The 22,237-nt window shown below is 51.6% G+C and carries 22 protein-coding genes; 19 read left to right on the top strand and 3 right to left on the bottom strand.

All coding sequences use genetic code 11. The features are described 5' to 3' along the window. Positions 1 to 3 precede the first annotated feature (3 nt). The 3 genes from asnB to M0R33_RS16765 all read left to right on the top strand — a co-directional run bounded on the left by asnB (position 4) and on the right by M0R33_RS16765 (position 5,146). Positions 4 to 2,010, top strand: a complete 2,007-nt coding sequence (gene asnB / locus M0R33_RS16775; protein WP_292571815.1) for an asparagine synthase (glutamine-hydrolyzing) — start codon at positions 4 to 6, stop codon at positions 2,008 to 2,010. A 133-nt stretch (positions 2,011 to 2,143) separates the two neighbouring features. Further along, a complete protein-coding gene (ybaK, locus tag M0R33_RS16770) occupies positions 2,144 to 2,611 on the top strand; it encodes a Cys-tRNA(Pro) deacylase (protein ID WP_292571812.1) in 468 nt (155 codons plus the stop codon). Between the two features lie 261 nt (positions 2,612 to 2,872). Next, positions 2,873 to 5,146, top strand: a complete 2,274-nt coding sequence (locus M0R33_RS16765) for a C13 family peptidase (protein ID WP_292571809.1) — start codon at positions 2,873 to 2,875, stop codon at positions 5,144 to 5,146. Between the two features lie 346 nt (positions 5,147 to 5,492). On the opposite strand, the gene nikR is transcribed toward M0R33_RS16765, so the two are convergent. Continuing rightward, on the bottom strand, positions 5,493 to 5,942 hold the full coding sequence (gene nikR / locus M0R33_RS16760) for a nickel-responsive transcriptional regulator NikR (protein WP_041363885.1): 450 nt from the start codon (positions 5,940 to 5,942) through the stop codon (positions 5,493 to 5,495). A 132-nt stretch (positions 5,943 to 6,074) separates the two neighbouring features. On the opposite strand from nikR, the gene M0R33_RS16755 reads away from it, so the two are divergent. The 16 genes from M0R33_RS16755 (at position 6,075) to M0R33_RS16680 (ending at position 20,490) form a co-directional block, all read left to right on the top strand. Beyond that, positions 6,075 to 6,653, top strand: coding sequence for a hypothetical protein (locus M0R33_RS16755; RefSeq protein WP_292571802.1), 579 nt, complete (start codon positions 6,075 to 6,077; stop codon positions 6,651 to 6,653). A 15-nt stretch (positions 6,654 to 6,668) separates the two neighbouring features. Then, positions 6,669 to 7,076, top strand: a complete 408-nt coding sequence (locus tag M0R33_RS16750) for a hypothetical protein (protein WP_292571799.1) — start codon at positions 6,669 to 6,671, stop codon at positions 7,074 to 7,076. A gap of 5 nt (positions 7,077 to 7,081) precedes the next feature. Next, positions 7,082 to 7,477, top strand: a complete 396-nt coding sequence (locus M0R33_RS16745) for a copper resistance protein CopC (protein ID WP_292571797.1) — start codon at positions 7,082 to 7,084, stop codon at positions 7,475 to 7,477. Then, the gene (locus M0R33_RS16740; RefSeq protein ID WP_292571795.1) at positions 7,474 to 8,094 is read left to right on the top strand and encodes a hypothetical protein; all 621 of its coding nucleotides are present in this window, start codon (positions 7,474 to 7,476) and stop codon (positions 8,092 to 8,094) included. The genes M0R33_RS16745 and M0R33_RS16740 overlap by 4 nt, the downstream gene beginning before the upstream one ends. 30 nt (positions 8,095 to 8,124) lie before the next feature. Next, a complete protein-coding gene (locus tag M0R33_RS16735) occupies positions 8,125 to 8,613 on the top strand; it encodes a hypothetical protein (protein WP_292571792.1) in 489 nt (162 codons plus the stop codon). Between the two features lie 42 nt (positions 8,614 to 8,655). Then, positions 8,656 to 9,087 carry a hypothetical protein gene (locus M0R33_RS16730; RefSeq protein WP_292571790.1) on the top strand — a complete coding sequence of 144 codons (432 nt, stop codon included), beginning with the start codon at positions 8,656 to 8,658 and terminating at the stop codon, positions 9,085 to 9,087. A 78-nt stretch (positions 9,088 to 9,165) separates the two neighbouring features. Beyond that, positions 9,166 to 9,831 (top strand): response regulator transcription factor, encoded by a 666-nt coding sequence (locus M0R33_RS16725; protein ID WP_292571788.1) that lies wholly within the window; start codon positions 9,166 to 9,168, stop codon positions 9,829 to 9,831. Next, complete coding sequence (locus tag M0R33_RS16720) at positions 9,828 to 11,153, top strand: sensor histidine kinase (RefSeq protein WP_292571785.1); 1,326 nt, start codon at positions 9,828 to 9,830, stop codon at positions 11,151 to 11,153. Before M0R33_RS16725 ends, M0R33_RS16720 begins: the two co-directional genes overlap by 4 nt. A gap of 182 nt (positions 11,154 to 11,335) precedes the next feature. Continuing rightward, complete coding sequence (locus M0R33_RS16715) at positions 11,336 to 13,588, top strand: TonB-dependent receptor (RefSeq protein ID WP_292571782.1); 2,253 nt, start codon at positions 11,336 to 11,338, stop codon at positions 13,586 to 13,588. Positions 13,589 to 13,871: 283 nt separating this feature from the next. Further along, a complete protein-coding gene (locus M0R33_RS16710; protein ID WP_292571780.1) occupies positions 13,872 to 14,438 on the top strand; it encodes a HupE/UreJ family protein in 567 nt (188 codons plus the stop codon). 148 nt (positions 14,439 to 14,586) lie between these two features. Continuing rightward, positions 14,587 to 14,955: a hypothetical protein gene (locus tag M0R33_RS16705; protein WP_292571777.1), complete on the top strand. Its 369-nt coding sequence runs from the start codon at positions 14,587 to 14,589 to the stop codon at positions 14,953 to 14,955. Positions 14,956 to 15,447: 492 nt separating this feature from the next. Then, positions 15,448 to 15,948, top strand: coding sequence for a hypothetical protein (locus tag M0R33_RS16700; protein ID WP_292571774.1), 501 nt, complete (start codon positions 15,448 to 15,450; stop codon positions 15,946 to 15,948). A 153-nt stretch (positions 15,949 to 16,101) separates the two neighbouring features. Next, on the top strand, positions 16,102 to 16,704 hold the full coding sequence (locus M0R33_RS16695) for a GNAT family N-acetyltransferase (RefSeq protein ID WP_292571770.1): 603 nt from the start codon (positions 16,102 to 16,104) through the stop codon (positions 16,702 to 16,704). Beyond that, positions 16,697 to 17,557 (top strand): carbon-nitrogen hydrolase family protein, encoded by an 861-nt coding sequence (locus M0R33_RS16690; protein ID WP_292571767.1) that lies wholly within the window; start codon positions 16,697 to 16,699, stop codon positions 17,555 to 17,557. Before M0R33_RS16695 ends, M0R33_RS16690 begins: the two co-directional genes overlap by 8 nt. A gap of 113 nt (positions 17,558 to 17,670) precedes the next feature. Next, positions 17,671 to 18,144 carry a hypothetical protein gene (locus M0R33_RS16685; RefSeq protein ID WP_292571764.1) on the top strand — a complete coding sequence of 158 codons (474 nt, stop codon included), beginning with the start codon at positions 17,671 to 17,673 and terminating at the stop codon, positions 18,142 to 18,144. Between the two features lie 603 nt (positions 18,145 to 18,747). Beyond that, positions 18,748 to 20,490, top strand: a complete 1,743-nt coding sequence (locus M0R33_RS16680) for a CHASE domain-containing protein (RefSeq protein ID WP_292571761.1) — start codon at positions 18,748 to 18,750, stop codon at positions 20,488 to 20,490. A 41-nt stretch (positions 20,491 to 20,531) separates the two neighbouring features. Here M0R33_RS16680 and M0R33_RS16675 read toward each other — a convergent pair whose 3' ends face one another. Together M0R33_RS16675 and M0R33_RS16670 are read right to left on the bottom strand one after the other, a co-directional pair. Then, a complete protein-coding gene (locus M0R33_RS16675; protein ID WP_292571758.1) occupies positions 20,532 to 21,296 on the bottom strand; it encodes an ABC transporter permease in 765 nt (254 codons plus the stop codon). Continuing rightward, positions 21,293 to 22,210, bottom strand: coding sequence for an ABC transporter ATP-binding protein (locus M0R33_RS16670; protein ID WP_366044143.1), 918 nt, complete (start codon positions 22,208 to 22,210; stop codon positions 21,293 to 21,295). The genes M0R33_RS16675 and M0R33_RS16670 overlap by 4 nt, the downstream gene beginning before the upstream one ends. Positions 22,211 to 22,237: the final 27 nt, after the last annotated feature.

Below are 22,237 nucleotides of genomic sequence, written 5' to 3'. Positions count from 1 at the left end.
ATTATGTGTGGAATAGCCGGATTTATTTACGCGGACCGCAACCGTCCCGTCGACCCCGAAACCTTGGTTGCAATGGCGGCCATTCAACATCATCGCGGACCCGACGGCTTCGGCTGGCAGGCTCGGGACGGAGTCGGCTTCAGCCACGCCCGTCTGTCCATCATCGATCTGAATCAGGAACGCGGCCGACAACCGTTTATTTCCGCCGACGGCCGACTGATGCTGACTCAAAACGGCGAGCTCTACGATTACCAAAGGTTGCGCGCCGACTTAACCGCGCGCGGCGACCGTTTTCGCAGCAAAAGCGACTCGGAACTGATTTTGCATCTGTATCCCCGCTTGGGACTGGACGCCAGTCTGCCGCACCTGCGCGGCGAATTCGCCTTCGCCTTGCATGACAGCGAACAGGACGTTGTGCATCTGGTGCGCGACCGCTTCGGCGTCAAACCGTTGTACTGGACCGAAATCGACGGCGGCTTGGTATTCGGTTCCGAACTGAAGGTGTTGTTCGCCCATCCCGAAGTTACCCGCAGCTTCGACTCCGCCGGCCTGTATCACCAACTAATGCAGACCATGGTGCCGGGCAGTACCGCTTTTGCCGGCGTGCATCAGGTCAAGCCCGGTCACGTGGTCAGTATCGAACGCCGCGACGGCCGCTTACGGATTAGCGATCGCCGTTATTGGGATATGCCGTTTCCGCAAGAACACCAGCGCGGAGCGCCCGGCGACCAGGAACAATATATTGACGGGGTGCGCGAGCGTCTGATCGAAGCCGTGCAACTGCGTCTGGAAGCCGATGTACCGGTCGGTTGCTACCTGTCCGGCGGCATCGATTCCTGTTCCATCATCGGCCTGGCCACCGCCAGCACCCAAGGCGCGGTCAAGGCGTTTACCATCGGTTTCGATAATGCCGATTACGATGAAACACCCATCGCCACCGAAATGGCGCAAGCCACCGGCGCCGACCAGGAAATATTGCGTCTAAACGCCACCCATCTCTACGATCACTTCGAAGAAACCCTGTGGCATACCGAGCGTACCATTTACAACACGCTGGGCGTGGCTAAGCTGCTGATGAGCCGCCGCGTCAATGAAATAGGCTACAAGGTGGTATTGACCGGCGAAGGCTCCGACGAATTGTTCGGCGGCTATCCGGCCTTCCGCCGCGACATGTTTTTGCATGGCCTGGATCATATGCCGCCCGATGAACGCCGAGAGTGGGAAGCCATGCTGGCCGAGAGCAACAAATTGTTCACCGGCGCCATGCTGTCCGAAGACACTATTGACGATCCCGCACTGAATGCAAAAGTCGGTTTCACCCCGTCCTGCCTGCAACCCTGGCTGGCCAGCGCCCGCCGGGTACCTGATCTACTGCACCCCGACCGCCGAACCGAACTGGCGCATTATTCGCCGGGGGCGGCGATTGCCGATGCACTGGACCGGGACGCCCTGCAAGGTCGGCATCCGTTGGATCGCGCCCAATATGTGTGGATTAAAACCATGCTGGAAGGCCAGATTCTGACTTGGGGCGGCGACCGGGTGGATATGGCCAACTCCATGGAGGCGCGCCCACCGTTTCTCGACCACCACTTGGCCGAATACGCGGCCACGCTGCCGCCGTCCATGCGCATTCACGGACGCACCGAAAAATACGTGCTGCGCGAGGCGATGAAAGGCCTGCTGCCGGAAACCCTCTACAAACGGGAAAAATTCGCTTTCATGGCGCCGCCCGCACATACCGATCCCGGCAAATGGGCGGCCATGCGGGTACTGGCGGAACGCCATCTGAGCCCCGAAACCATCGGCCAGGCCGGCCTGCTGGACATAAAAGGTGTGAATGCGTTATTCGACTTACACGACGCACCGGACACTTCGGTCGCCACCCAGACCCAGCTCGACGCGGTCATCAACCACCTGCTCGGCGTGCAAATCCTCCACGAGCGATTTATCGCCGCCGATATTCCGGCCCAGGCCCGACGCAAGGCCGCGGAACTTGGCTGGCGAGCTTAACGAATACAGTCGTAACGGGCAAGCTTCGCCGCAATCTGTAATGGTTATTCCGGCAATTTCTGCCGGAGTAACCACCAAAAAATAAGAATTCCGACTAAACTTCACCTCGCTCCGAAATAGACGTTTAATAAAAATGACGCCCGCCATTAATCTTGTGAAGAAACATAAAATCGCTCACCGCGTGCATGAGTATGCGCATGACTCGTCAAGCGAGTCTTATGGCTTGGAAGCCTCGGAAAAGCTGGGCGTTCCCGCCGACAGAATTTTTAAGACCTTGGTGGTCGATTTGGACAATCGGTCTTTGGCCGTGGGCGTTGTGCCGGTTTCGGCCATGTTGAATCTAAAACTGTTCGCCAAGGCGGCAGGCGCCAAAAAAGCCAGCATGGCCAATCCGGCCGATGTGGAGCGCTCAACTGGATACGTACTGGGTGGCGTAAGCCCCTTAGGCCAAAAAAACAGACTGAAGACCGTCATCGACTCATCGGCGCAACAATATGCCACTATTTACGTCAGCGCCGGACGCAGGGGGCTGGAGATCGAATTAAGCCCCACAGACCTGCAAGAATTGAGCAATGGCCTTTTCGATAAAATACATCTGTAGTATCGGGATGTGGATTTTCAACGTTACGAAGCGGACAGAGTTCCGTCGGCATATCCCGAACGGGCAAGACCGGACACGTTGCAGAGTGATGACCCACTGATTTTGGGTTAATATCACCGCAAAACCAGTCATTCCCCAAACAATCCTGGGCGGATGGCTAGACGGCTTCGATGACCAGAACACCCGCCGGGGTATAATCGATTGGGCCTTTCCCATATAAACCTTCCCAAGCCGCTTCCCCCATTAGCCTACGGTATGAAGATGGAAATCAACTATCAATTGCAAGGCCTCGATCTGGAAAACCTGCGCCGACATTTATCGTTGCGCCAGCGCCAGCAGACCGGCGGAACGATCCGACGCCTGGGGGGCTGGGTATTTATCGGCTTTGCGGTGTGGTTTGTCATGCGCTTGGATCGGCAGGAAAACGCAAACGCCTACCACTACTTAATCTGGCTATTACCGGTTGCGCTGTTTTTCGTTTCGCGAATCTGGCTGTCGATCTGGCAACGCTCCAAATACGGGCAGCGCTGGCTGCAGCAGTACGCAGGGAACTACCAGCTCAATCTGACGCCCGCCGGCGTTTCCTACCAGACGCCCGATGGTCGCATCAGTTTTTACGCTTGGCCGGAAATAGCCGGGTTCGAGGTTTCCGCTGCCGATCTGTATTTATATCTGCGCCGCGATGTCGCCATCCCTATTCCTTGCCCGGTTTTGGGCAATACGACCGATGTCGATGAGTTCACTGAAAAGATACGCGATTATTGGTCGTCGCATCCCGACAACGCCGGCAAAACACTGCCGGCCATGGCGCCGACGCCGCAGGTTATCCAGCTGTCTGCGCTGGCCGGCAACCTGTTGCAGGCAACCCGTCTGGCGTTCTTCATGAACTATGAGCCCCGCTCGTTCCGGGTTTCGCTTGGCATATTCCTGCAACTGCTGCTGTTGAACCTGCTGTGCATCGGCATCGTGGACTATGTCGACGCCATGCCGGCTCCGGAATTCAATATTTACGGCCTAAATAAATTCGGCATCACGACCTTATTGATGCTGGGTGGCACGGCAATTATCGGCAATTTGACGCTTCGGCGCGAGCATACGCTGCGGTTGCTGGTGATTATTTCCGCTTCGCAAATCGTCATCCATACGGTTTACTTTTCCAGCTGGCTGGCCGCCGAACATTGGTGGCCGGACGTCCCGCAACTGTTATTGGGCTTATACGTGGCGGCGGCGGTTTGGACATTGGCGGCAGTATTCGGAGTCTTACGGCGGCTGTATCCGCAACCCGCGCCCTCTCTGTTATTTTTACTGAGTATTTACGCCTTTTTTACCCTGTCCTTGAACGGATTATTACCCTCGTATCGCTTGTATTACCCCGCCGAGGCCGAAGACGATTCCGCCGAATACGAGGCGGCAAACCGCTTGGACGTGGAAGATGTGTTTTATCGGCAACCCGAACTGCTCAATGAAGAGTTGGCGGCCTTGCACTATCAGCGCCCAGGCAAGACGGACCTTTATTTCGTCGGCTTTGCCGGGCAAGCGGACGAACGGGTGTTTTTTAACGACGTCAGCCTGGCCAGAAATGTGTTGGACCGCCGTTTTAACACGGCCGGCCGCTCCCTGGTGCTGGTCAATAACGCCGATACGGTCTACAACGCCCCGCTGGCCAACCGGCACAACCTGGAAGCGGTGTTGCAGGGTATCGCCCAACGCATGGATAAGGAAGAAGACGTATTGTTCCTGTATCTGAGTTCCCACGGCGCCCAGGATCATAAATTGTCCGTCTCGTTTTGGCCGTTAAGACTGAACGATCTAAAAGCCGAGGATTTAAAGACCATGCTGGACAACGTCGGCATCAGTAACCGGGTTATCGTGGTTTCGGCCTGTTATTCGGGCGGGTTTCTGGACGTGCTAAAAGACGATAACACGCTGGTTTTGACTGCCTCCAGCCGCGACCACGTCTCCTACGGCTGCGGCGATTTCACCCGATTTACTTACTTCGGCGAATCCTACTTCGCCAAGGCGCTGGCGAAAGACGATTCGTTTATTACCGCGTTTGAGGCAGCCCGGCGACTGATAGAAGAACGCGAACAAAACGAAGCATTAGATCCGTCCGGCCCGCAGATCGACGTGGGGCGCAATATTGCCGGCATTCTGGAAAATCTGGAAGTGGATGCGGCCGAACCCGACCAATCGCTCGCGGCGGAGTTAAATTTCGATCAACGAGTCCGGCAGGGCCGCCGCTTCGAACAGGATGCAACGGCGCGGGACTATGAAAAAAAACATGTGTTGCCGGCCATGAGCGCCGTAATGTCCAAATCGCTAACCGACTGCCTGTCGCAGCACGACGCCAATCACGAAAACTTCACTCTGGTGGCGGACATATTGCCCGACGGCGGAATTGGCAATGTCGATTATCAACCCGTCACCAATACCGCCGAGTGCTTCGGCAAGGCCTTGGGTGGCCTGAGTTTACCGCCATTGCCGGATGAATTAAGCCGCCTACCGGTGTTTTACGAGATGGTGTTGGCCGAATGAGTGGATAGTGTTCTACCGGAAAGTCGTAAGTTTGTGATTGAAACAAACCTCATAGGCTGCCGCCTAAGACGAATCAATATTTTTTTCTTACATTTTATAGTTAATTCATAACCCCTGCATCTAATAGCAGCATATTGGTAGCGATCCAGCTAATGTTAAGGCGCGCATTTTTGCTGATTGCCCGCTACATATTATTAGGCCCATCGAAATTGCGCCGATCCTGTTCATCGTCAAAAGAACTGGACATTACGGCCCATTTTGTATGAAAATACAAAAAATATTCATACTATTGAGACCCTAGCCTGCCCGGCAGCATTATAAAAGCAAGTAAAGACGGCATTTTAGGTTAACTATGGGGATGAAAATGCGCGTGGTGGGCATAGTGAAGAGCCGCGACTTTTACCGGAATCAGATTAAGCGCGCTATGTCTCACACCGGTTTCAGCGGTAATCTTTTCGGCAAAATTACGGATTTGCTGGGTAAAGCCGCGTAGAAACAGGGTTTCCAGGCAGTCATCGTGATCGAGATGTACATGCATGGTTGAAACCACCAAGTCATGCGCCTCGTGCTGATGTGCGGTCAAACGCTCCGCCAAATTGCGCTCATGATGGTTATATACATATGAAAGCGTGGCGACGCTATGGATGGTCTGGTCTTGATCCAGACGTTTGGTTTCGATTTCTTTTCGGAGTAAATCACGAACGGCTTCGGAACGGTTTTTATAGCCGCGGGCATCGATCCATTGATCGAAATCGGCGGCCAGTTCGTCGCTGAGAGAGATAGTGAAACGCTCCAAGGTGCTACTCCTTTGTTTTCTTATTATTAAGGGTATGGAGATTATAACCCATGGCTTTAAAAGCACTCTGATCGTGACAATCGATTAAATGTGCTTGGAATTTTGATTCAACACCGATATTTTGAGGTCTTCATGCAAGCTGGCGAATACATACACGATCATTTCACTAAAATCGTCGTCCGCAGCCAAGTGGCAATAGCCTTCACATTGTTACTGCTGCTGCCTGCCGCCAATTTCTTTTATCCCACCGACTACGGCTTGAAAGCCGGTATCCATGGGGTCAGCGCGATACTGGCTATCGTCATCGGCACTTACCTGACCCATCGCGCCATTCCCCTAATCAAAGGCATGCATGTCAGACTGGAATCCTTACGTCGCTGGGTGTTGTTCGCTACCGTGTTGAATTTGGCCGGCGCAATTAGCGGTAACTGGATTTACATGCGCTATCGCGGCCAGGACGGGCCGCGCGACTGGATTCTGGCTCATGTACCTAACTTTCATAACGTACTGATGGAATTCAAGGAATTTGTCTCCTTGTTCCCCTTCCCTTTAATGCTGGCCGCCACATTCACGTTGTATTACTACGGTATGCCGATTCAATATCGCCGCGATATTACCCGTTTTGTCGGTATTACTATTCTGGTGTCGTGGAGCTTTTTACTGCTGGGCTTCGCGGCGGGTCTGGTGTTAGCCAAATTACGTTTCGTTTAATAAGGGGGAATTAGCATGCAAAACCCAGCAGACAATCAGCAAGTACTGCATTCCGGCCCGGTAGTCGCCGCCAGCTTGTCCTTGTTATTGGCGTTTTTGACTCTAATGGTCAGCCATCATATTTCCAGATTGACCAGGGAACTGGACAACATGGTGCATGCTTATGGCCACTGGATCCCCGGATCGACCGGAAGCGGTCCTGACGGTAGCATCGGCTCCTACTCCGGCAAGGAAACCTTAGCCTTGATGGTTTGGCTGGGTAGCTGGCTGATTTTTCATCAGCTGTGGCGAAAACAGGATTTGTCTTTGCAGGTCTGGACCCGGTTTTTTGTCATCAGCCTGGTTGTGATTACCCTGGGATTTTTTCATCCATTGTCCGACCCTATCGTATTGTTTGTCGCCGGTTTATTTGGGATACATTAATTGTCATGATGAAAAAAATTGCTGCTAAAGCGTTGTCAGCCGTATTGCTGGTAATCGCCAGCCCGATCGGTCTCGCGGAAGGTGTACTCCTGAAATCCGACCCCAAAAATAATGCCGAAGTCGCTAATTTTGACGGCACAGTCAAGCTATGGTTCAGCGGCAATGTCAGCGAGCGTTATCCGTCAGTCGTGGTGGTGGATGGCAAGGGAAACCGGGTCGACAACGGCGACACTCGGCTAGTGCTGGGCGAACGCCACCGCCTGACGGCTACCACCAAGCCGTTATCGCCTGGACCTTATGCCATGCGTTATCGGGTCGTGACAGAAGATGGCCTGATCGTAAGCGGCGTATCGAAATTTTCCATCACCGACAATGCAGCCAGCGCAGAGGTGAAGCCATGAATTCAGTTCGTTCCTACCTGATTTTCACACTGTTATTTGTCGCGATTGGTCAGGCAAGTGCCTCCGTACCCTTGGGCGGCAATCGCAAAGGCGTTGGCGGCAATTACGATATGTATGGTTGCATGCAAAGCAATGACTACTATGTGGCTAATTTCTCCGCTTATCAAATTAGCCCTGATCAAGCCAAAGACAGCCGAAGCTTGCCGGAAGCCGAATGCATCGATCTGCCAAAAACCGGTAAAACCCAGATTGCTATCGATTTACTCGATCTGGATGTACGCAAGAAACCGGTGGCATTAAAAATTCTGCTTGAAGACGGGAAAACCATCGCCGAATTGCCGATGGCCATAGTTAAACAGGGCGTACTGTCGATCACTGTCGACTTCAAAACCGCCGGCAAGTATCAGGCAGTGCTGACCGTTGACGATAAAGACCTGCATACGCCGCTTGCTGTCAGCGCCTTGAATATACCGATAACCGTGGCGATGGTTGCCGAGCAATCCGGAGGACAGAATGGCCTGCTGATACTGATTAGCGTGATTGGTCTCCTTGTTGTCGCGGCCGCTTATTTCGTACCACGGTTACTCAAGCCGCAAAACGTTAAATCCGCGCACTAACGCAAATCTTAGCCATCAATGGAATTTAGCATGAAATTAAAGGTTATTAAGTTCGGTTTGGTGCTTGCTGCAGCTAGCCTGTTGACGGCTTGCGCCGGTCATCAGTCAGCCGAACAAGCTCATACTCACTTTACCCCCGGCTTGGGCGAAATCATGGCGCAGAGCGCGGCCCGCCATGCCAAATTATGGTTTGCCGGACAAGCACTGAATTGGGAGTTGGCGGCTTACGAAGTGGACGAATTGCATGAAGGCTTTGAGGATGCGGCTAACTATCATCGCACGCATAAGCAAATCAAGCAGACCATTCCGGAGTTAATCGCTCAACACATGGACCAACCCTTGGCGGGCATCGAACGAGCGATCAAAGACAAAAACTTGCAGGCCTTCGTCCGGCATTATGATGACTTGACCGTGGCGTGCAACGCTTGCCATCAGGTCACCGATTTTGGCTTTAACCGCGTGACGCGGCCAGCGTTTAACCCGTTTGCCAATCAAGCATTCGGACTATCAAACCAATAGCCAAGTTTTTGGTAAAACGAGATTTAATAAGCAGGGTTAATGATGAAAGCTTCCCGCGATTTTTTGGTGTTTTCGCTGTGTCTATTGCTCAATGCCTGCGGCAACGCGAACCAAATCAATGGTCACAGCATGAAAACCGCCCATCAATCGGTGGCTATAATCAAAAAATATCTGCCGGCAAATCAGCAAGTCGAATTTGAAGTGGCTTATTGGGCGCTACGCAAGCAGATCAAAGACGACAAGACGTTCCTTAGCGCCATTGATCAAAAAACCTCGGCGGATATCATTGCCTTGGGAAAAGCCGGCTTTGCCAAAGACAAAGCTGCCGGCGTACCGGAGCTTGCCAGCTATGATAACTGGGAACAGATGATTGCCAGCCAAATCGGGCAGCGTGAAGAACAGGATCGTAGCGCAACCGATCCTAAGGACAAGAAGGGCTATCCGCGAGTCGATTACAAAATGCACGCTATGTAACGTATCTGCATCGAGTATGGCATTCATCCGACTGCGCTTATCTGTATAAAAAATAATGTAGTGAATTAAGACCAAAGCATGCGACTACTGCTGGTTGAAGACGACTTGGCCTTATCCGGATCGTTGAAAATGGATTTGGAGGCGGCTGGCTACATTGTCGATGCCGCCATGGATGGCGAGTCCGGTGAATTTTTGGGGGCGACAGAACATTACGATGCCGCCATTATTGACTTGGGATTACCCGCACTATCCGGTATCGAGGTGCTGCGGCGCTGGCGGGCCTCCAACAACAGCATGCCGGTGATTGTGCTGACAGCCCGGGATACCTGGTATGAAAAAGTGGACGGTTTTAAAGCCGGCGCGGATGACTATCTCGGCAAGCCCTTTCACACCCAAGAGCTACTGGTCCGATTGCAAGCCATACTGAAACGCGTCCACCGCCACAATCTGGTTGCGCTAAAGGTATTGGGTATCGAGCTCGATGAAGATGAACAATCGGCGTCGGTCGACGGCGGCCCTGCTTACCCGTTGACGGCCATTGAATTCAGACTGCTGCGCTACTTCATGTTGAATGCCGGAAAAGTCCTTAACAAAGTACAACTCAGCGAGCATATCTATTACGAGTCCGCCGAACCGGATAGCAATGTTATTGAAGTTTACGTCAAACGTTTGCGCAGGATCGTCGGCAACGAATTGATTCAAACCCGCCGCGGTCAAGGCTATGTGTTCGGGTCAAAATCATGATGTCTTTACGCAAGCGTTTGGGCCGTGGATTGACCTCGGTGTTGTGTGTCATCTTCGTACTCCACTGGATAGCCGCCGACTGGGTGATACGCGCCGTTGCCGAGAAGCAAATGGCCAACCGCTTGGCTGACGACGGCTATTCGTTAATGGATACGTTGGCCGGCAGCGACGACGATCAAGTCGGTTTCAACGGCGACCACATCAGCACGGTCTACAATCGCCCACTCTCCGGTCACTACTATCTCGTCAAAGTGGACGCTCGGGCTTACCCTTCGCCTTCACTGGCCAATTTTCCCCTGCAAGTGCAACCCATGGGTCCGGAACAAATCAAAATCTACCATACAAGCGGCCCCGGTCAACGACCCTTATTGGTATTCGGTTTGGGGCTGGTGAAATTCGGTCACAGAATCAACATTAATCTAGCCGAAGATTTATCCGCCGTCGACCACGATATTACCTCTATACGCATCGGCTATTTCGGTTTGACGCTACTGATTTTGATCTGTGCGATCGGCTTACTCGGTTGGGATGTCAAGCGGTCTTTACGGTCCGTGGTTTCGGTGGGGAAAGAAATTGAGCAAGTATCCGGCGGCCGCCGGCAGAGGATTGAGATGGAGGTGCCGACTGAAATCAAGCCGATGGTGAAAGAGATCAATCATTTATTGCAGCTGGTCGTGCGCCGCTTGCAGCAATCCCGCACGGCAATCGGCAATCTGGCGCACGCCTTGAAACCGCCGATGGCAATCTTATTCAGGATAGCCGAAGAGCCGTTGTTTAACGACCGCCCCGATTTGCGCCAGCTCCTACAGGCTCAAACCGAAAGCATCCATCGTTGTATTGAAAGGGAGCTCAAACGGGCGCGCATTGCCGGTGATCGGCAGGCGACTACTGCATTCAATCCGCGCCAGGAATTCATCGCCCTAAAAAGGACCTTGCGGGCCATTTACGCCGAAAAAGCCTTGGACATTCAATTTACCGCACCCAATGGGTGGGTTCATTTCGATCGGGAGGACATGATGGAAATGCTGGGCAACTTGCTGGATAACGCCTGTAAGTGGGCAAACCATCGTATTGATGTCGATATAACCTTTTCAGATTCCTTGACTATCCGTGTGGCCGACGATGGCCCCGGATGTGCCGAGGCGGATGCGAAAACCCTTACTCAACGCGGCTTGCGTTTGGACGAGTCGATTCAGGGGCACGGTCTTGGTCTGGCAATTGTTTTAGATATTGTCGACTCCTACCAAGGCAGTTTGCAAATCGGGCGTAGCGAGTCGTTGGGCGGTTTTTCGGTTACGCTGAAATTGGCATTGCACCGGTAATCCTCTCGCCACTCCCTTATCACGCCCCGTTTTTCAGTTTCGATTCACCTTCATTCGCTAAATTAGCTTAAGTACCCGACAAAAAGTAGCGTTTTTCTTAACGGAAATTCCGCTAAGACACTAGCAATTTCCGGGTTCTCAACCGACAAGCATTTTCAAATTTAGAAGAGTGAGAGGGGACTATGAGCTATAAAGACGGATTACTGCCGGCGTTGTTAATAAGCGTGATTGCGCAGGGGGCTGTCGCCAAGGAACAATCCCAAGTCGTGCAGGCCGCCAACAATACCAATTCCGATGTGCTGCCCAGTGTAGACGTCGAGGAAAGCGTTGAGAGAGCAGCAACTTTTTCTGGTTCCACGTCGATCATCGACAAGAACACTCTGGAGCGCGACCAAGTGTTTACGATTAACGAAGCCTTACGCAAGGTGCCGGGCGTCTACGTGCGCGACGAGGAAGGCTTCGGTCTGCGGCCGAATATCGCTTTCCGCGGCCAGAACCCCTTTCGTTCCACCAAGGTGCTGTTTCTGGAAGACGGCATTCCGTTCAACTTTGCCCCCTACGGCGATAACGACATCTATTATCATCCGCCCATCGAGCGTTACGACGCCATCGAGATTTACAAAGGCGCCGATTTGACTCAATTCGGCCCGCAGACCATCAACGGTGCGATCAATTATCTGACGCCGAAAGTGCCGGTCGAGTCCGGCGGCTTCGTCAGCTTCATGGGCGGCAACCGGGATTACCGTAACGGCCACGCCCGCTACGGGGGAATGGTCAAGAATGTCAACGGACTGGATGCGGTAGGCGGGGTGGTCGATTACATCCACAAGGAAGGTATGGAAAGACGGGATAATACCTTTGCCACCGTTGACGATGCCAACTTGAAAAGCATCATCGACTTCGATGCCCGCAACCGTTTGACCTTACGCGGCGACTTTTACCACCAGGACGAACAAGGTGCGACATTCGGTTTGACCGACGCCGAATACCGCAAGTTGGGGGCAAATTATAATCCGGATAAGAACGCCAGTTTCATCAACGACCGCTGGTCCACCTCGGCCACCTACGAGCATAGCTTCAACAACGATGTGACGCTGGAAACCAGTTTTTACTGGTCTTCATACGAGCGCAATTGGTGGCGGCAACAGAATGAGTTTCCGACCGAGAACCAATGTTCCGCGAGTTATCCCACTTATGTTCAAGATCGGTTGAACGGCACTCCGGTCGACATGGATTTATGTAGTTACGATGTCGGCCGTAAGCGCAATTACGAAACCTGGGGCGTGGCGCCGACCTTGCACGCCAAGCACGATTTGTTCGGTATCGAAAGCCAGTTGGATGCCGGTTTTCGCGCCCACTTCGAGGATCAGCGCCGGGAGATGATCAGGGGAAGTTCGCCCAACGCCCGCGACGGCCAATTATTGGAAAAAAACGAGCGTTTCGCCGAAGCCTATTCGGGCTTTGTACAAAACAAATTTAGCTGGAAGGATTGGAGTTTTACGCCGGGTGTGCGGGTTGAGTCCGTCGGCTACGAACGCAAGAATCTGTTAAACGGTACGGCGGGCCAAAGCAGCTTAACGGAAATCTTGCCGTCGTTCGCGATGACTTATTCGCCTACCGACGAAGCCACGCTGTTTTTCGGTATTCATCGAGGATTTGCGCCGCCCCGAGTCGAGGACGCCGTTTACAACGACACCGGCGGGTCGGCCGAAATCGGACCGGAAATCAGCTGGAATACTGAATTCGGTATTAGAACCAGACCCGCGCGTGGCGTCAAAGCCGATTTGACCTACTTTCACAACGATTTCGACGCCTTGACGGTTTTGGGTACGGTGGGCGGCGGTAGCACGCCGGTCGCGCAAGGCAAGGCGCTGTATGAAGGTATTGAGTTGATGACGCGCGCGGACTTCGGTGAGGTATTTAATTGGACGCATAACCCCTATGCGCAGATAGCCTACATGTGGCTGCCCACGGCGGAAACGACGGAGGCATTCCGCTGTGTGACGCTGTCCAGCGGTGCAACGCCGGCCGCTTGTCCGGGCGGCTATGTGTTCGGCTCGGCCGCCGGTAAGCGTGCGCCGTATGCGCCGGAAAGTCTGTTGACCGCAACCTTGGGTTATTCGCATCCAAGTGGCTTCGACGCGCATCTGGAAGTGGCTTTCGTCAGCGAACAATATGCGGATTTTCTAAATCTGGAAAGCGGCGCCGATCATCCGGATGGACCTAATAGCTCGAATGCCCGCACCGGTTCTTACGGCAAAATCAACGACTACGTGGTGGTCAACTTCGCTACCTCGTATAAGGTGCGGAAGGATTTGACCTTATACGTATCGATGAAAAACCTGCTGGACAATACCTACATCACCGACCGAGTGCGCGGTATTCAGTCGGGTATGCCGAGATTGGTGCAGGCGGGCTTTAAATATGAATTCTAAAAAAATGTATGAATAATTTTAATTAATTCATACTTCTGCTAAAATATAAGTGTCTTGCAAGTTTGGCCCGGGACTGAATTCGCAATCTCCTCAATCTCGACTGTTCTTCATAAGACAAAGAAAATACGGCACATGGATGTGCCCATCCGTTCAACAGCCATACATCCCATGTTGGGTTTGCTATAAAGTTGTTATGTGTATGAATAATCATGTAAAGGTATTACACTCAAGCCATGTTTGATACCTCATTGTGAATTGCAGTCATCAAGATTGGGAGGTAGTGATGAAATTCAAAGCAGGCGTTTTTCAAGCGGCCATTTTAGCAGTCACGGCAGAGCCTATAGTCGCCGATGCGCATCCGTTTCACTGGGCAAGCGAATCAGTCGGATTTTATGACGGCTTGCTGCACCCTTTGTCTGCATCCGATCACATCATTACCATGCTGATTGTCGGCTTTTGGATATCTCAAGCAGGTCGTCTCGCGATGGCGGCTATCGCCTTGGTATTTGCGGCTTTGCTGTTGATGGGCGGGGGTTTGACGCTCATTGGCGTCGAGATCGCGCATGCCGAAAATATCATGAATCTGTCCGCGTTATTCTTGGGTTTGCTGTTGGCTTCGGGCCATCAAGTTTCGCTACTGACTGCGTCGATTATTGCCGGCAATCTTGCACTGTTTCACGGGTATGTGCATGCCTACGACATTTGGCTGGATAGCAATGCCTTGGCTTACGCAACGGGGTTTGCCTTGGGAACGATAGCGCTGATATCAATTGGCATATTGCTGAGAAGTATCGTCAAACGCGTCACACACAATTATGCCGCCTTTTTTTTCGATGAATCCGAGCGTTAATGCGCTTCGGGCTATCGAATTTAATAGTGCAACGATCATCCACAAAGCTATAACTTTCAAATAAGGAGTACTTCAAATCCCAATAGTATTTGCGAAATCGAAAAAACCTTTCCACATAAACAACTCATTAATAATAAAGAGATAATCTATGCCATTTAAAAAAAGTTTTATCGCTGTCGTCCTGTTTTTTACCATGCTGGGACTGTCTGGAGCAACATATGCAAAAGAAGTCAGACGAGATAACGCCGAGATATTGAAAGAAGTCGATGCAAAAATTCAAGCCGCTTTGGATGCCGTTCCCGCCGGAAACTCCGACGAGTTAGCAACACGGATTAAAGAGGCGTCCGAAACCGCCAGCGATCTGAGCGCAAACTATAAATTCGAGTTCGAGCGCGACAAGGCCGTAATTAAATTGAAAAAAGCCAGACAGTTAACCAAAGCGTCCGATTTCTCCGGCGCGGAACAAGAATTGAAAAACGCCCGGGAAAGCTTTGCAGCCCTCCCAAAATTCCAATAACGCAATTTAGCGAAAAAATACAGCCATGGCTTTATTGCGTGGCTGTATTAGAAGCATAAATTCCATGGAAACAGCCAGCTAACGCATCAAAACACAAATTTATAGATTTAGAATACCTACAAGTTGCCTGAAATTGATATTATCAAGATTATCGTGCGTATCAACAAAAATTCGCCTGACAGACTGAAAATTTAATTGTCGGCTAAACGGTAATTTACCGACATCGAAAAATGTGAATTACGAAGGGTCTCGGTAGGAATGCCGGTTGCCCCCCGCATTTTGGGTCGGGGTTTGCCCGTCAACCCTCATTTAGACATAATCCCTTCTCCAATCACTTTTGCCTGCTTAAGTTCCGCGTTAAAAGCGTCCTGCCTTTAGCGGGTCTTCAGCGCTCTTTTCATAAATTATGAGATTCCATTTCACTATTGTGATATTTACTTCATTAACTATGAGTTCTAACATCCGTTAATCGATCAGAATGAAGGCAACCCAATGAAACGAAGAACTATTTTAATAATCGGTGCACCGATATTACTGGCATGTTCAATCGGATCTGCGTCACCCAAACAGCTTTCACCTGCCGACGAGTTCGCTGCATTCACGGCGGGGGATTATGTATTGAAAGGTAGGCAATGGCGTAGCGCCTGCGGCCTTGAAGACACCGAGTCTGCCTCTTATACGCCCGGAGCTATTGAGGATGTAAGAGACATCAATGGAGACGGCCATTTGGACGCAGTCATTACCGAAGGCGGCACATTTTGCTACGGAAACACGGGAACCGGATTCAGTATCGTCAGTCAGCAGCCAAGCGGTAATTGGAAATTAGTCATCAGTAGCCAAGGCATCCCGGAATTTTTAACTACCAAGGGCGTTGATGGTTGGCCGGATATTTTGATTGGCGGTCCAGGATTCTGCTTTCCCGTCATGCGCTGGAATGGCCAGGAATATAAGCAACACCATTTTGAATACGACGGTAAAAGCTGTAACCCCTAATTATTGATTCCACCATCCGCTCCGATTGGCTCGACGTAATCGCAGCCGCAGCCGATCCGGATAGGCAATCCCCCCGGCCTGCAATACAATACGCACCTTTATGCCGCCGGTTCGCCTGCGGCGGTTGTTTCGTTTTTCAGCAGACCTAAACCCATGAGCAAAGATATCCGCATACAGCGTTTAAGCGGCGAGGCATTGATTCCATACATTCCCGAGCTGGCCCGCCTCCGTATCGAAGTATTCCGCGACTTTCCGTATCTGTACGACGGCGATTACGAGTATGAAAAGAAGTATCTGCAAACCTACATCAATTGCCCGGAAAGCGTGATTGTGCTGGCTTTCGATGGCGACGCCATCATCGGCGCCTCCACCGCCATTCCGTTGAAATACGAAACCGACGAAGTCAAAAAACCGTTCCTGGATAACGGCTACAACCCGGACGAAGTGTTTTATTGCGGGGAATCGGTACTGAACAAGGCCTATCGCGGCCTCGGCATCGGAGTAAGATTTTTCGAACAACGCGAAGCGCATGCCGAGGATTTGGGCGGTTTCAAACACATCACCTTCTGCTGCGTCGAGCGCCCGGCCGACCACCCGCGCCGTCCGGCCGATTATGTACCGCTGGATGCGTTCTGGAACAAACGCGGTTACGTCAAACATCCGGAACTGCAAACCACCTACAGCTGGAAGGACCTGGACGAAGCCTTTGAAACCCCTAAACCCATGACCTTTTGGTTGAAGGAAGAACATGCCTAAGATCGCTTGCGCCCAATACGATATCGGTTTCCTGGAAACCTGGGCCAATTTTGAAGCCAAAACCCGCCACTGGGTGAAACAAGCCGCCGATAACAAGGCCGATATTCTGCTATTTCCGGAATATGCCAGCATGGAACTGGCCTCATTGTTCCCCAAAGCGATTTATGCCTCGCTGTCCGGCCAACTCGATGCCTTGCAAAGCCTGCTGCCGGATTATCTAAATCTGTTCAAAGCCCTGGCCGCCGAACACCGGGTGTATATTCAGGCCGGCACCTTCCCGGTCAAACACGACAACGGCGAATTCCGCAACCACGCCTATTTTTTCACGCCGCAAGGCGATGCCGATTATCAGGAAAAGCTGACCATGACCCGTTTCGAAAACGAGCAATGGCATATCAGCCGGGGGTTGGAGATCAAGCTGTTCGATACGGTGTTCGGCAAGGTGGCGATCAATATCTGCTACGACAGCGAATTTCCGCACTATGCCAGGCAGCAGGCCGAACGCGGCGCCACGTTAATTCTGGTGCCGAGTTGCACCGATACCGAAGCCGGCTATTACCGGGTACGGATCGGCTGCCAAGCCCGCGCCCTGGAAAACCAGTGTTATGTCGCGCAAGCCTCTCTGGTCGGCGATGCCGACTGGTCGGAAGCCGTGGACGTCAACCGCGGCGCCTCGGCGGTTTACACGCCGGTCGACAGAGCGTTTCCGAATAACGGCATTTTAGCCATCGGCGAATACAATCAAGTCCAATGGGTCTACGCCGAGCTGGATATGGCCGCCGTCGACACCGTGCGCCGGGAAGGCCAGGTATTTAACTACCGAGATTGGCCTAAACAGTTTGATTGCCAATAACGGGATTTCCCTATTGCGACAGCATATCCGGCTTCGAATTCGCAACCGGATATGCTGTTGAGCGCTAACAGACAACCTTATTGCAGGCTGATGCAAGGCCGTTCAATCCTGCCATGCAAATTACCTTACTCCTTATAGTTATTTACCGACTATGGTATAGTTTGCGCTCTTTAAACAAGACTCAGAAGGCTTTAATCATGCGAATTCAAACACTTCCTGTCCTCGCCCTGCTGGTTTTATCTTTTGCGGCAACAGCCGAAGTCCCCCTCACGCAAGCCGATGTCTTGGGCACCTGGCAAATCGATAAAGAATCCGCCAACAGCGACGGCAGCAATGCCAGAACCTCGAACACCACCTGGACCCTCAAAGCAGACGGTACGCTTGAAGGCGAAACCAAAGATTCTGATGCTCACGCCCGTATCGACAGTCTTAAAGCCGTACTGAACTATTCCATTCAAGATGGTAAATTAGTCAAACAAGCGGCACCGGGTCGTAGCAAAATGGAAACCTGTGAAGCCATCGAAAAAAACGGCAATCAAATGGTTTTGAAATGTCCGACGGTTTATTACTTCATGACCAAAAAATAACCATCACCGAAACAGACAATAGGCCAGTCTATTGTTTTCTCTATCGGATCCTGGCTGGGTGGCGCGACTGCAAAACCCGGCTTGAACGCAGCAAATACCGTAATTCCAATCATCCCAATCTAAATACTCCGTTTGTTTAAGCTAGTCCATGATGCCGCGATACCGCTTGCTTGCAAAGCTTCCAGGGTTAGTTGCCGGCGCAACGGCAAATTCTTGACATTGCCAACGCTAATGTTGGCGGCAAAGCACAGCACCTCAGTTAAGCTTTCGATATACCCGCCATTCCGCTCTTGTATCATTCCTTTCTAGCGTCTATCTTCAGAGCATTGTACCAGCGCGTACATTCGGGAGTACCCAGGATGCCTATCATGTTGCTTAGAAAGCCTTTTCGAGTCGCCTTTGGAGGTTCATGGCGCAGAAAACTACGGGCGGAAGGCAGCGCTTTTTTGGTATTAATCATAAGCTTATCGATTACCGCAGTCTGCTGGTATTCCGCCGAACGCACGCTTCAGCAAGACATCCAGACGTATTTCGCATCAACTACTGGCAACAATCGAAAACCGCATCGAAAATTATCAGCAAGTACTGCATGGCACCCGCGGTTTGTTTGCGGCTTCAATAGCGGTAGACCGATCCGAATTTCATCGTTACGTCGCCTCTCTGAATCTTGCGAATCGATATCCCGGCGTGCAGGGAGTCGGTTTTTCCCTGGTTGTACCGCAAGCACAATTGCTATCTCATACCGAATCAATTCGCCAACAAGGTTTTCCGCACTATGATATTTATCCTGCCGGGAAGCGGGATATGTATACTTCAATCATCTATCTGGAACCTTTTTCGGACGGCAATCTGAGAGCGTTCGGTTACGACATGTTTACCGATCCAACCCGCCGCCACGCCATGATTCATGCGCGCGACACCGACACGATAGGTATAACGGGCCGAGTTAGCTTGGTGCAGGAACTCGATAGCGACAATCAAGCGGGTTTTTTGATGTATTTGCCCGTTTTCCAAAACCGCCGCCCCCATGACAATGAAGTCGACCGACGCAACCATATCCTTGGTTGGGTGTATGCGCCTTTCCAGATTCGCGATTTTATGGCCGAGATCGGCGGTGAACGCGGTACCGATTTACGCCTTAGCATTTACGACGGCGAGAAAATATCGGCAGCGACCCTGATGTATACCGATCAAGCGGATCCGATTCAGGGAAAAGGCATTAGCAAAACAATACATTTAGCCATTGGCGGGCATATATGGACACTGGCAATCCACAGCGAAACCAGTCTGAAAGATTGGCTGAATACTTACCACCCGTTAATCATCCTGATCAGCGGCGTGGGCTTGAGCATGTTGCTGTCGCTATCGATACGTCAATACATCGCGAGAGGCCAAGCCTTGGCCATGGCGGCGGCGGTCAATCAGGAGCTGCAAGAAAGCGAAATGCGCTTCCGCTTAATGGCCGACTCGGCTCCAGTATTAATTTGGCTGACCGACGTCAACCAAGCCGCTATCTGGTTTAACAAACAGTGGTTGCAGTTTACCGGGCAGCGGCTGTCCGAAAATTTAGGCCAAGGTTGGCTAAGTTTAGTGGAATCCTCGCAAAAGAAATGGTTGCTTAAAGTACTGCATTGGCACTATCAAATACGCAAACCGTTTAACCTCGAATTTCGCTTAAGGCGCTATGACGGAGCATATCGCTGGATACTCAATACAGGCGTGCCGCGTTTCAATAATAACGGTGATTTTGTCGGATTCATTGGTTCATGCATCGATATCACCCAACATAAGGAGATGGAAGAAGAATTATGGGAATTGGCCACCACGGATGGTTTGACCGGCTTTTTAAACCGCCGGCATTTTCTAGTGCGCCTGCGAGAGGAATTCGATCGAATACAACGCAATGACAAACTGCAGTCAGCCTTGCTGATGCTTGATATCGATCATTTCAAGCGGATTAATGACAGTTATGGACATGCCATCGGCGATGAGGTATTGAAACATTTCGCCCAAATCATTCGCTCTCAACAACGTAAAGTCGATATTGTAGGACGTATGGGCGGCGAGGAGTTTGCCGTTATCTTGCCCGATACCAATCTTTCCGAAGCGCGCGTGCTAGCCGAACGATTGCTTCATACAGTAGCCCGGACGCCATTGGCTCACGAAGTATCCCTGATTAAAATAACTATTTCGATAGGCGTCGCGCAATTGAACATCCATAGCGAAAGCGCCGACAGCGCACTGAAACAGGCCGACCAAGCCCTATATCGCGCAAAAGAGGCAGGGCGAAACCAAATAGCCGTCCAGTCATTGCTCGCAATCACAAACATCCAGCCACGCCATTAGACTACCACCCAATTCCGGTAATGGTTTTCTTATCCCGGCAGTCAATTTTTAATCCCCACGCCTTTATGCAACAGCCACAAGCTAAGCGCCCCCAAAAACCCGATAAACCCAATCGTCATTTCAAAAGCCAACACAATATCCACATCGGTAACGCCTATCAGACCGTATCGAAAAGCGTTAATCATGTACAAGATCGGGTTGCCCTGGGCGATGATTTGCCAGGTGGGCGGCAGCATGGCTAGTGAATAGAATACCCCGCCCAGATAACTTAGCGGCGTCAGCACAAAATTGGGAATGATGGAAATATCGTCGAAACTGTCGGCAAATACCGCGTTGATAAAGCCCGCCAAGGCAAACAGGGTAGCAGTCAACAGCAATATCGCGATGGTAATACCCCAATGCAGCACATTGACCTCGGTAAACAGCATGGATACGCCCGCCACGACCGCGCCCACCAGAACGCCGCGGGCAATTCCGCCGCCGACGTAACCGGTCAATATTATCCAGTTCGGCACCGGCGACACCAACAATTCTTCGATGTGATGCTGAAATTTGGTGGAATAAAACGACGACACCACATTGGAATAGGCGTGGCTGATCACCGACATCAATATCACCCCCGGCACGATGAAATCCATGTAACTGACCCCGAGCACGGCACCAATACGCGCGCCGATTAGCTTGCCGAAAATCAGAAAATACAAGGCGGTGGTAATGGCCGGCGGCAGCAAGGTTTGCGGCCAAATGCGGGTAAAGCGGCAGACTTCCTTATACAGAATAGTAAAAAACGGGACGGAATAATTCATTGCACCAGATCAATAAAAAGTTGTTCCAGACGGTTGGATTTGTTTTTCAAGCTCAAGACTTCAATCCCCAAGCTGGACAATTGCTGAAATAAACGGTTCAGGCCATGACTTTTCGGCACTGCCACATTCAGCACCTGGCCTTCGGCCAGCTCTATCTCGTAGCCATCGATGACCGGCGCGGCTTGCAAATCTTCAGCGATATTCAAAACAAAATGGTCGGTATGAATGCGCTGCAACAAGCTGTTCATCGCGGACTTTTCGACGATTTGTCCATGGTTGATAATGGCGATATTTCGGCACAGGCTTTCCGCTTCTTCCAAATAATGCGTGGTCAGGATGATGGTAGTACCCTGCCGGTTTACCTCTTGCATCAATTGCCACATGGCCCGACGGATTTCGATATCCACCCCGGCGGTCGGCTCGTCCAAAATCAACAGTCTGGGTTTATGCACCATGGCCCGGGCAATCATCAGACGCCGTTTCATACCGCCGGACAAGCGCCGCGACACCACATCGCGCTTATCCCACAGATCCATTTGTTTCAGACTCTGCTCGGTTTGCGCCAGCGCTTGTTTTCGGGAAATCCCGTAATAGCCGGCCTGAATCAGCACCACATTTTTAACGGTTTCAAATTGATTGAAATTGACTTCTTGCGGCACCAAGCCTATGCAGCTTTTGGCTTTTTCGTTGTCTTTAATCAAGTCATGGCCGAATATGCTGACATGGCCCTCGGTTTTGTTCACCAAGGAACTGATAATGCCTATCATGGTGGACTTACCGGCGCCGTTCGGGCCCAGCAAAGCAAAAAAATCGCCGCTTTCCACCTCAAGATCCACACCCTTCAGGGCTTGGAAGCCGTTGTTATAGGTCTTTTTTAGATTTTGAATGGATAAAGCCTTCATGGGGTAGTTTATAATGCCGATAGACTAGAACGGGCGCGA

This window comes from Methylomonas sp. (assembly GCF_023228165.1).
Taxonomy (GTDB): domain Bacteria; phylum Pseudomonadota; class Gammaproteobacteria; order Methylococcales; family Methylomonadaceae; genus Methylomonas.
The sequence above is the reverse complement of the archived record's forward strand: the minus strand, read 5'-3'. Positions and strand labels throughout refer to the sequence as shown.

What these genes read in the sequence shown, in the direction of transcription:
- asnB (WP_292571815.1), top strand. Translation starts at nt 4, where the DNA reads ATGTGTGGAATAGCCGGATTTATTTACGCGGACCGCAACCGTCCCGTC.
- ybaK (WP_292571812.1), top strand. Translation starts at nt 2,144, where the DNA reads ATGACGCCCGCCATTAATCTTGTGAAGAAACATAAAATCGCTCACCGC.
- M0R33_RS16765 (WP_292571809.1), top strand. Translation starts at nt 2,873, where the DNA reads ATGGAAATCAACTATCAATTGCAAGGCCTCGATCTGGAAAACCTGCGC.
- M0R33_RS16755 (WP_292571802.1), top strand. Translation starts at nt 6,075, where the DNA reads ATGCAAGCTGGCGAATACATACACGATCATTTCACTAAAATCGTCGTC.
- M0R33_RS16750 (WP_292571799.1), top strand. Translation starts at nt 6,669, where the DNA reads ATGCAAAACCCAGCAGACAATCAGCAAGTACTGCATTCCGGCCCGGTA.
- M0R33_RS16745 (WP_292571797.1), top strand. Translation starts at nt 7,082, where the DNA reads ATGATGAAAAAAATTGCTGCTAAAGCGTTGTCAGCCGTATTGCTGGTA.
- M0R33_RS16740 (WP_292571795.1), top strand. Translation starts at nt 7,474, where the DNA reads ATGAATTCAGTTCGTTCCTACCTGATTTTCACACTGTTATTTGTCGCG.
- M0R33_RS16735 (WP_292571792.1), top strand. Translation starts at nt 8,125, where the DNA reads ATGAAATTAAAGGTTATTAAGTTCGGTTTGGTGCTTGCTGCAGCTAGC.
- M0R33_RS16730 (WP_292571790.1), top strand. Translation starts at nt 8,656, where the DNA reads ATGAAAGCTTCCCGCGATTTTTTGGTGTTTTCGCTGTGTCTATTGCTC.
- M0R33_RS16725 (WP_292571788.1), top strand. Translation starts at nt 9,166, where the DNA reads ATGCGACTACTGCTGGTTGAAGACGACTTGGCCTTATCCGGATCGTTG.
- M0R33_RS16720 (WP_292571785.1), top strand. Translation starts at nt 9,828, where the DNA reads ATGATGTCTTTACGCAAGCGTTTGGGCCGTGGATTGACCTCGGTGTTG.
- M0R33_RS16715 (WP_292571782.1), top strand. Translation starts at nt 11,336, where the DNA reads ATGAGCTATAAAGACGGATTACTGCCGGCGTTGTTAATAAGCGTGATT.
- M0R33_RS16710 (WP_292571780.1), top strand. Translation starts at nt 13,872, where the DNA reads ATGAAATTCAAAGCAGGCGTTTTTCAAGCGGCCATTTTAGCAGTCACG.
- M0R33_RS16705 (WP_292571777.1), top strand. Translation starts at nt 14,587, where the DNA reads ATGCCATTTAAAAAAAGTTTTATCGCTGTCGTCCTGTTTTTTACCATG.
- M0R33_RS16700 (WP_292571774.1), top strand. Translation starts at nt 15,448, where the DNA reads ATGAAACGAAGAACTATTTTAATAATCGGTGCACCGATATTACTGGCA.
- M0R33_RS16695 (WP_292571770.1), top strand. Translation starts at nt 16,102, where the DNA reads ATGAGCAAAGATATCCGCATACAGCGTTTAAGCGGCGAGGCATTGATT.
- M0R33_RS16690 (WP_292571767.1), top strand. Translation starts at nt 16,697, where the DNA reads ATGCCTAAGATCGCTTGCGCCCAATACGATATCGGTTTCCTGGAAACC.
- M0R33_RS16685 (WP_292571764.1), top strand. Translation starts at nt 17,671, where the DNA reads ATGCAAATTACCTTACTCCTTATAGTTATTTACCGACTATGGTATAGT.
- M0R33_RS16675 (WP_292571758.1), bottom strand. Translation starts at nt 21,296, where the DNA reads ATGAATTATTCCGTCCCGTTTTTTACTATTCTGTATAAGGAAGTCTGC.